The 9,262-nt window shown below is 31.3% G+C and carries 11 protein-coding genes; 8 read left to right on the top strand and 3 right to left on the bottom strand.

The window, feature by feature from the left end; all coding sequences use genetic code 11:
- From WBG30_RS14410 to WBG30_RS14400, 3 genes are all read left to right on the top strand, one after another.
- The coding region (locus WBG30_RS14410; protein WP_424505346.1) for a nucleoside recognition domain-containing protein at nt 1-550 on the top strand (550 nt) is incomplete at its 5' end.
- Between the two features lie 103 nt (nt 551-653).
- Complete coding sequence (locus tag WBG30_RS14405; RefSeq protein ID WP_424505345.1) at nt 654-797, top strand: FeoB-associated Cys-rich membrane protein; 144 nt, start codon at nt 654-656, stop codon at nt 795-797.
- Between the two features lie 247 nt (nt 798-1,044).
- Nucleotides 1,045-1,215 (top strand): 4Fe-4S binding protein, encoded by a 171-nt coding sequence (locus WBG30_RS14400; RefSeq protein ID WP_424505344.1) that lies wholly within the window; start codon nt 1,045-1,047, stop codon nt 1,213-1,215.
- Between the two features lie 94 nt (nt 1,216-1,309).
- Here WBG30_RS14400 and WBG30_RS14395 read toward each other — a convergent pair whose 3' ends face one another.
- Nucleotides 1,310-1,747: a hypothetical protein gene (locus tag WBG30_RS14395; RefSeq protein WP_424505343.1), complete on the bottom strand. Its 438-nt coding sequence runs from the start codon at nt 1,745-1,747 to the stop codon at nt 1,310-1,312.
- 144 nt (nt 1,748-1,891) lie between these two features.
- On the opposite strand from WBG30_RS14395, the gene WBG30_RS14390 reads away from it, so the two are divergent.
- On the top strand, nt 1,892-2,743 hold the full coding sequence (locus tag WBG30_RS14390) for an MBL fold metallo-hydrolase (protein ID WP_424505342.1): 852 nt from the start codon (nt 1,892-1,894) through the stop codon (nt 2,741-2,743).
- A gap of 187 nt (nt 2,744-2,930) precedes the next feature.
- On the opposite strand, the gene WBG30_RS14385 is transcribed toward WBG30_RS14390, so the two are convergent.
- Both WBG30_RS14385 and mgtE read right to left on the bottom strand, forming a co-directional pair.
- A complete protein-coding gene (locus WBG30_RS14385) occupies nt 2,931-3,698 on the bottom strand; it encodes a type III pantothenate kinase (RefSeq protein WP_424505341.1) in 768 nt (255 codons plus the stop codon).
- Between the two features lie 13 nt (nt 3,699-3,711).
- Nucleotides 3,712-5,067: a magnesium transporter gene (gene mgtE / locus WBG30_RS14380; RefSeq protein WP_424505340.1), complete on the bottom strand. Its 1,356-nt coding sequence runs from the start codon at nt 5,065-5,067 to the stop codon at nt 3,712-3,714.
- A 323-nt stretch (nt 5,068-5,390) separates the two neighbouring features.
- Between mgtE and WBG30_RS14375 the strand changes: the two genes are divergently transcribed.
- From WBG30_RS14375 to WBG30_RS14360, 4 genes are all read left to right on the top strand, one after another.
- Nucleotides 5,391-6,551: a nucleotidyltransferase gene (locus tag WBG30_RS14375; RefSeq protein ID WP_424505339.1), complete on the top strand. Its 1,161-nt coding sequence runs from the start codon at nt 5,391-5,393 to the stop codon at nt 6,549-6,551.
- A 78-nt stretch (nt 6,552-6,629) separates the two neighbouring features.
- Nucleotides 6,630-7,985: an MFS transporter gene (locus WBG30_RS14370; protein ID WP_424505338.1), complete on the top strand. Its 1,356-nt coding sequence runs from the start codon at nt 6,630-6,632 to the stop codon at nt 7,983-7,985.
- A 191-nt stretch (nt 7,986-8,176) separates the two neighbouring features.
- Entirely contained in the window at nt 8,177-8,386 is a 210-nt protein-coding gene (locus WBG30_RS14365; RefSeq protein WP_037029146.1) for a helix-turn-helix domain-containing protein, read from the top strand.
- A gap of 133 nt (nt 8,387-8,519) precedes the next feature.
- Nucleotides 8,520-9,262: BMP family lipoprotein (locus WBG30_RS14360; protein ID WP_424505337.1), on the top strand; the 743-nt coding region annotated here is incomplete at its 3' end.

The raw sequence follows: 9,262 nt of genomic DNA, 5'->3' as shown, positions 1-9,262 counted from the left end.
CTCATATATGGCAAAGTTTGGAAAAACAATGTCTCCTATTATGAGGCCTACAGGTTTTGGGGACAGATGGGAAGCTGTAGCAGCAGTTATACCAAGTATAGCAGCTAAAGAAGTTGTAGTAGGATTTATGGCTCAGGTATTGCCTCTAAGAAATACTGAAGACGAAATTGAAGAACCAACTACTTTCACAGAAGATGTTGTAGAACAAGTAAAAGGATTAGGATTTGCTTTAAAAGATTCATTCTTAGGTATAGTAAATATAAGTGCTGTCGGTGGATTGTTTGAAGCACCTGATGCAGAGACTGTTGAGGAACAAGGGGTAGGAGTTGTAGGCGCAGTAGCAAATTTATGGGCTGGAGATAAAGAAGGACCATTAAAAGCTTACTCATTTATGGTCTTTATCTTATTGGTAGTACCTTGTATAGTTACTTTAGCAGCTATAAAACATGAATTTGGGAATAAATTTATGTGGTTTGTAACTGGGTTCTTAATCTTAGTACCGTATGTTGCATCTACATTGATCTATCAAATAGGAAGATTGTTTATTTAAAACTCTCCCTTCCCTCTCTTTGATTAAAGCGAGGGTTAATAAAATTCTCTCTCTTTTTATAAAAAGAGAGAAGATCAGAGAGAGTTAAAAGGAGTGGAGAATTATGAAAACTATATTTTTAAGTTTTGTATTATTAGGGATATCATATTATTCTTTGAGAAGTTTATTCAAATCATTTAAAGGTGAATCTAAATGTGGTGGATGCGTGAGTAAGAAAACTTGTAAAACTAAGTGTAAAATAAAATAAAAATATGTATAAAAATAAGAATAATGTAGGTATAATTTTATATCTGCATTTTTTTTAATAGGTCAATAAAGAAATAGGTGTTATTAGTGAATTTAAATATTATAGGGAAACAAAGATTTAAATATAGTTTGATAGCCAAATAAACCTAGTAAAAACAAGGGGTAGAGAAGAAAAAAAGTGTTGACATATGGAAATAATTAGAGTATATTATTGGTAAGTTAGATTAAATTTTTAGGAGGTAACACTTATGTATATTATTGATAAAGACTCTTGTATCGGATGCGGAGCATGTGAAGGAACTTGTCCAGTAGCAGCAATTTCAGCTGACACAGATGGAAAATATGAAATTTCAGATGCTTGTATCGATTGCGGAGCATGTGCAGGAACTTGTCCAGTAGAAGCTATCGCAGCAGGATAATTAATCTATAAGAAAAAAGTAGTCCTAGGACTACTTTTTTTAGTATAGATTAATTGGATATAATATCATGTTATTTTGATATAGATGATTAAACTTATCTACTCCATTCTACTACAATACTTTTTCCTGGATGTTCAATCATATTTTTAAAAAGTTCATAGTGACTATTTACTACGATAAACTGGTCCTCTGTTATAATATATTCTTTAAAAACCCTATCGATATCTTCCAATTCATAAGTATTTCCATCGGAGAAATAATCCGATATAAACCAAGTAGCGTTTTCTCTCACTTTTTCTAAATTTTCCCCATTCCATACTTCTAAAAATTCCTTTATCTGAGAAATAAATAAAAATTCATTCCTAACAAGAATTCGATAACTGGTATCGACTTCTATTCCTTCATAAGTGCCATCTTCAAAGCCAACAAATATATCGTAGTCTAAGTCACCTTCTTCATTTTCGTTTTTTCTAGAATTAATCTTAATTAAATGCAGCAACTCCTCGCTATCTATAATTCTTTTATCAGACATAAATTTTCCCTCCTCGGAACCATTTATAGAATGCATAATCACATTCAATTTTTCAGGTGTTTTTTATTCGGATCCATCTTTTTAATAATATACCTTTAAAAAATAATATTTCCTTGTTAAAATTATATAAAAGAGGAGGCAGATATGAAAATAACTACATTAGTTGAAAATAATCTATGGAGTGGTCAAAAAGAAATATGTAAGGAACTAGGAACGCAACATGGCTTGAGTCTCTACATAGAGACAATGGATAAAAAGATATTGTTTGATACAGGAAAAGATGATTTGTTTAATAGGAATGCTGCGATTTTAGGGTTAGATATAGGTGAAGTTGATTATTTGGTATTATCCCATGCTCACTATGATCATATAGGAGGTTTAGAATTTTTTTTAGAGATAAATAAAACTGCCAAGATAATAGTTAGTAGGAGAGTTCAAGAAGAAGTCTATTCAAAGAGATTGGGATTTTATAAATATATAGGGATAAAAAATGAAGTTTTAAAAGAAAATATAGATAGATTTATTTTTATAGATAAAGAGTTAAAATTAGATGAAAATATAAGTTTTATGATGAATGTTTATCATGAAGGGAAACCTCTCAAAGGGAATTCACATCTTTATAAAAAGTGTTGGGAAGACTATACTCTAGATGAATTTTCTCATGAGATAATTATGATAATTGAGGAAAAAAAAGATGAGTTAATAGTATTTACAGGATGTTCTCATGGGGGAATATTAAATATGGTAAAAAGTGTGGGAGAACGATTTTTACATAAGAAAATAATGGGATTGGTAGGTGGATTTCATCTTCAAAATAATATAACTAAAGAATTGGCTGAGTCTAGAGAAAGAGTATTGAATATAGGGGAAAAGTTAATGGAGATACCTCATATCTATACAGGACATTGTACTGGGAAAAAAGGGTTTGGTGTTTTAAAAGAAATATTGGGAAGTAAAATAGAAGAATTTAATACAGGAAAAATCTTTGAAATTTAATGATCTTCTTCCTTTTTATAGAATTTTACGAGTATTAAAATTAATTTTATTTAAAACTTGATTTCAAATGTAGATTATTATAAGGATAAAACAAAGCAAATATCGAAAGTGATGAGAGGATAGAAAATAAATAATATTAGTTTATACAAAGTACCCTCTCATAAAATTAGGAGAGGGTATTTTGAGTTTATTTATTTTTTAGCCAGATAGTATACATCCCTTCAATACTTAAATTTGGAAGATATTCGTCTATAGAGTTAACTTCCTTGCTAATGATTTCTCCTAAGCCACCAGTGGCGATAATATAGGTATCTGGATAGATCTCCTTAATCTTTCTGATGATCTCTTTGATCTGACCTGTATATCCATAAAAAATTCCAGCTTGAATTTGTTCAACTGTATTTTTCCCAGCTATAGTATGAGGATTTTCAAACTTCACTTTAGGTAGCTGAGCTGTATTCCCAAAGAGAGAATTTATAGACATATTTATTCCAGGGAGGATACCTCCACCGATATAGACTTTATCTACAAGGATCTCATATGTAGTCGCCGTTCCAAAATCAAAAACTACAAGATCTTTATTTGGATGTAATTTTAATCCTTGCACTATATCTATTATTCTGTCAGCTCCGAAACCAGAACTATTTAATCCTTCTGCAAAAACAAAAGGTAGTTTAAGATCTAAATTTATAATTAATGGAGACAAATTAAAATATTTCTTTGCTAGATAATTACATATTCTAATAAGTCCAGGGACTACGGAGGATACTATAACTCCCCGTACATTAGTTAATTTGATCTCATTGAAATCAGTAATATTCTTTAAGTATGAAAAAAGTTCATCTTCAGTGATATTATCCTTTGTAGCAATTCTAAAACTGGTGATTAAATTTCCATTATCATCTAGGACTCCAGTGACAATATGTGTGTTTCCAATATCAAATGCTATTAACATGATATCCTCCTTCTTATACAGGCATAAAAGTGGTAATTAGGTGAAAATAAACAATCAATGCTAGTACATCTACAATTGTTGTAATTAATGGCCCAGCCATAAGGGCAGGGTCGAACTTTAGTTTTTGTGCTCCTAGAGGCAGGATTGCTCCGACTAATTTTGCTAAGACAACAGTAAAAAATAAGGTAGCTGAAACTACAAATGCAATTTCTAATTTATTAGCTCTTCCAAAAAGAGTGATTTCTAAATAATATAATCTTAAAAAATTAGCAATAGATAAGATAAGAGCCACGATAAAGCTGACTTTAAATTCTTTTATCATTATCTTAAGCCAATCTCCTAAACTAATATTTCCTAATGAAAGCTCTCTGATTACAAGGGTAGAAGTCTGAGCACCGGAATTTCCTGCTGTATCCATCAATAGTGGGATAAATCCATTCAATATAGGGAGAAGAGCCAAAGTGTGCTCATATTTCCCAATTACTCCAGAGGTAAAAGATGCTGAAATCATAAGTATTAGGAGCCATGGAATTCTTTTTTTTGCCATTTGGAAAGAGCCTACATCCATATATTTATCTGTAAGAGGAGTGATAGCAGCCATTTTTTGCATATCTTCGGTATTTTCATCCTCTATAACCTCTACGATATCGTCTATAGTAATTATTCCAGTTAAGCTACCTTCTAAGTCTACTACAGGAATAGAGATAAGGTCGTATTTTTTAAATTTATCTGCAATTATTTCTTGGTCATCCATAGTATTTACAGTGACTATATCATCGGATATATATATATCCGATATTTTTTGATCTAATTCAGATAAGATAATTGTTTTTAAAGATAAAACTCCTAAGAGCTTTTTATGTTTATCTGTAATATAAGCAGTATAGATACTTTCTGAATTTTTACCTATACTTCTAATATGCTTTAGTGCTTCGCTGATACTCATATTTTCTTTTAAAGAAAGGTATTCAGTAGTCATGAGACTACCTGCCGATTCTTCTGGATAACTTAAAAATTGGTTTATTTTTTTTCTGTCTTCAAGGGAAGATACTTGTAATATTTTGGTCACGATATTAGCGGGCATCTCCTCGATTAAGTCTATCAAATCATCAAAGAATAATTCATCGATTAATTCTGTTGTTTCTCCTTTAGAAAATGAAGTTATCATTGCTAACTGTTCTTCTGATTCTAAATAGGAAAACGATTTTACTGCCAGTTCTTTTGGTAATAGTCTATAGATTAGAATTCCCTCTCTAGTGGGGACCTCACTAATAATCTCACTAATAGTAACTGGGTTTAATTTGATCAATTCTTCCTTAAGGTAGTTAAACTTTTTTTCTTTAATTAACTCTAAAAGTTTGTTTTTCACATATAATCCTCCTTTTGTTTTACATTTGTTTCATCACATCCAGTTTGCGTATACCATCGTCCATATAACCCAACTCCTCTTAAAGTAAAATTTATTTTGTACTTAAAAAATGTTATTAAGTAACCCACTTATTATAGTATAGATAACAAATATCTTCAATACTTTTAAAATATATATAAGAATATAAAAAAATTATGTATAATATGATAATGAATAAAAAATCAAAGCCAAAAAATGAAATTAAAAGTAAGAATTCAAGCTGTATAAATTAGATTTATATTAGGGGAAGTTTTAGGTTATTTAGCTTAAAAAAGGAGAAAAAGATGAGAGCAACAGGAATAGTCGTGGAATATAATCCATTTCATAATGGGCACAAACTCCATTTGATGGAAGCTAAAAAAAATGGTGATTTGGTTATAGCAGTTATGAGTGGTAATTTTTTACAAAGAGGGGAACCTGCCATATACGACAAATGGACTAGAGCTAATATGGCCCTTAAAAATGGAGTAGACCTTGTGGTAGAACTACCTGTATTTTATTCTGCCCAAGCAGCAGAAATATTTTCCCATGGAGCTGTGGATATTTTGAACAAACTAGGGGTAGAAAACTTAGTTTTTGGTTCAGAATCTTCAGACCTAGAAAAATTAAAAAAAATTGCATATTTACAGATAGATCAAAAGGAACTTGTAGATGAAAAAATAAAACAAAAAATGGAGGAAGGAATATCTTATCCCAATGCTATAAATTCTGTTATCGAGGAAATTTTAGGAGAGAAAGGTATCTTGAAACCCAATGATATATTAGGAGTAGAATACATTAAAGCTATCAGAAAATTAGGATCATCTATGGAAGCTAAACTCATAGAGAGAAAAGCTGTAGGGTATCATGCCAAGGAAATAATAGATGAGATTACCAGTGCAACCTCCATAAGGGCCATGGTAAAAGAAGGTAGAGAAGAGGAAATAAAAAAAGTCATGCCAAGAGAAAGTCATGACCTCTTAGGAACTCCTACATATCTAGAGAATTTTTATCCTTTGTTGAGATATGAGATTTTAAATAACTATGAAGAACTTAAATTTGTTGCAGATATGGAGATAGGTTTAGATAATAGGGTTTTTGAGATGGCGGTAAAATATTCAGATTTTTATGATTTTTATAAAAATTTAATGACTAAAAGGTATACCAATGGAAGGATACAGAGGGTGTTAACCCATATTCTTTTAAAGATAGATAAAAAAATAATAGATGAAACTAAAATTGGGATTACATATGTAAAAATATTGGGATTTTCAGAAAAAGGGAGTAGATACCTCAAGGAAAAAAAAGATACCTTTAGGATAAAGCCTCTATCGGGATTAAAAAATGTAAGTTTGATCTTAGATGAAAGGGAAAGGGAACTCTTGAATTTTGAAATAAAATGTGACAGAATATATGGGATAATTAATCCTTATGAGGAGAGGAAGTTCCCTATAATAATAAAATAATGAAGAATAAAAGATTTCTGGAGGGGTAATTCATGAATTATCCGTACTTCCATAGAAATACGACAAGGAGGGAAAAAATTGGAACAGACAAAATTAAGTTTGAAATACCAGATATTTTATGGGGTAGGAGTCAGCTATGCCATAGTGGATCAGATATTTGCCCAGTGGGTGCTATATTACTATCTGCCACCTGAAAATTCAGGATTAACACCAATAATGGCACCAATATTAATATCTTTAGCATTAATTATATCTAGATCTGTAGACATGATTTCCGATCCTTTGGTGGGGTATTGGTCTGATAAAGTAGACACTAGGTGGGGAAGAAGGATACCGTTTATAGCAGCAGGAATAGTACCGCTAGCACTGTCTACTATTGCATTTTTTTATCCAGTGTTAGGAAATGAATGGATGACTTTTATATATTTAATGTGTACAGGGTCTATTTTTTTTGTGTTCTATACTATAGTAGGAGCCCCATATAACGCTATGATCCCGGAGATCGGAAATACCAAGGAAGAAAGGCTCAATTTATCTACTTGGCAGTCTGTATTTAGATTATTATATACGGCATTAGCTATGATTTTACCAGGAATTTTGATAAAAGTTATAGGTGGAGGAAACACTCAAAAAGGTGTTAGAGGTATGGTTATTGTATTAGCTTTATTCTCTATTCTACCAGCTCTAATAACTATATTTGGTGTACCTGAAAAAAAATTATCACATGGAAGAAAATCTACAGAATCATTAAAAAATTCAATCAAGATAATATTTGAGGATAGATCTTTTATCTATTATCTACTAGGACTACTTTTTTTCTTCGTAGGGTTTAATACTCTTCGTGGAACTATGAACTACTTTGTAGAGGATGTTATGGGACTTGGAAAAGAAGCAATAACTTTGGCTTCAGCTATATTGTTTGGGATGTCAGCATTATTTTTCTATCCAACAAATAGACTTTGTAAAAAAATAGGATATAAAAAACCAATGCTAATTTCGTTAGGTATTTTAATAATCACATCACTACTTATGAACTATCTTGGTCGGGGAGTGCCTGTTAAATACGGATTTGCATTATTTGGATTGATTGGAATACCAGTTGCAGGTGCAGCGTTTATCTATCCACCGGCAATGCTAAGTGAAATAGGGACACGTATAACTAAGGACAGTGGAACTCAGGTAGAAGGAATGTGCTTTGGCATTCAAGGTTTTTTTCTTAAGATGGCATTTTTGGTTTCAATAGCGACTCTACCAATATTATTAGTAGCAGGATCAGGAAGTTTGATGGAGGCTATGACCTCAAAACCACAGGGAGTAGAGAGAAGTGGTGTCTATGCGACTACTATATTCTCTGCAGTTTCTTTCGGAATTTCTTTTGTTTTTTATTATCTTTATCCAGAAAAACAAGTGGAGGAGGATGGAAAGAATAGTTAAAAATTAAGCAATACTTAATTTTTTTATGAAAAAAATAGGAAAACCATTGATTTTTCTTGACTTATATGTTATTATGAGTGAAGCTAATGCATTTTTTTAGTGACCTCCAAAATTAATGAATTTTTTTTAATTAAAAGGGAGATTATAATCACTCTAAAAGGTCTTAGTGAGTAATGATTGGGAGGAATATAATGAATTTAAGAGATAGATTGATTGAAGAATGCAGAACATATCGTAGGGAAAATGGGGTAACACAAAGAGAATTAGGAGAAAAATTAGGGAAACATACTTCAGCAGTAGGTAGATTTGAAATAGGAGCTATTGACCCTAGATTAAAATTTGTACAAAACCTATTAAATGCTATGGGTAAAGAGATTATAATCGTAGATAAAGTTAGATAGAGAAAAGTTAAGGATTAGTATAGAACTAATCCTTTTTTTATATTTAATAAAATATATATAGGGACGAAAGTCCTGTTTATTAGAGTGATATTGTTGTATAATACTGAAAGTTTATAAAAGGAGTGGTGAAGAAATGAAAAAAATATTAACACTTATAATGGTTGTTATGGCATTATTATTAACAGCATGTGGTGGAGAAAAAGAAGGAAAGGTAGAAGATAATGGAGAATTAAAGATAGGATTAGTACTATCTACAGGTGGATTAGGAGACAAATCATTTAATGATTCAGCTTATTCAGGTCTAAAAGAAGCAGAAGAAAAATTAGGGGTTAAAATAAAATATGTAGAACCGGCAAATGTATCAGAATTTGATCCATTTTTAAGACAGTTTGCAGAAGCAAATTACGATCTAATAATTGGTATAGGATTTCAAATGAGAGATTCTATAGTTAAAGTAGCAGAAGAATATCCAGAGGTACATTTTTTAATGGTGGATGAACCTATTGATATGCCAAATGTAATATCGGCGACATTCAATGAACCAGAGGGGTCATTTGTTGCAGGAGCGTTAGCTGGAATGATGACTAAAACAAATACAATAGGATTTATAGGTGGGATGGAAGTACCACTTATCAAAAATTTTGGAGATGGATTTATGGCAGGAGCAAAATATATTAATCCAGAAATAACTACATTTGAAGCATACGTTGGTGGAAATAGTCCATTTAATGACCCAGCTCGTGGAAAAGAAATGGCATTATCAATGATAGACAGTAAAGCTGATATTGTATATCAAGCAGCAGCGGGATCAGGGATGGGAGTATTTGAAGCAGCGAAAGAAAGAGGTATATATGCTGTAGGTGTAGACTCTAATCA

The organism is Psychrilyobacter sp. (assembly GCF_049671765.1).
Classification (GTDB): domain Bacteria; phylum Fusobacteriota; class Fusobacteriia; order Fusobacteriales; family Fusobacteriaceae; genus Psychrilyobacter.
Note: the sequence above shows the minus strand (reverse complement) of the source record. Positions and strands in the feature narration are given on the sequence as shown.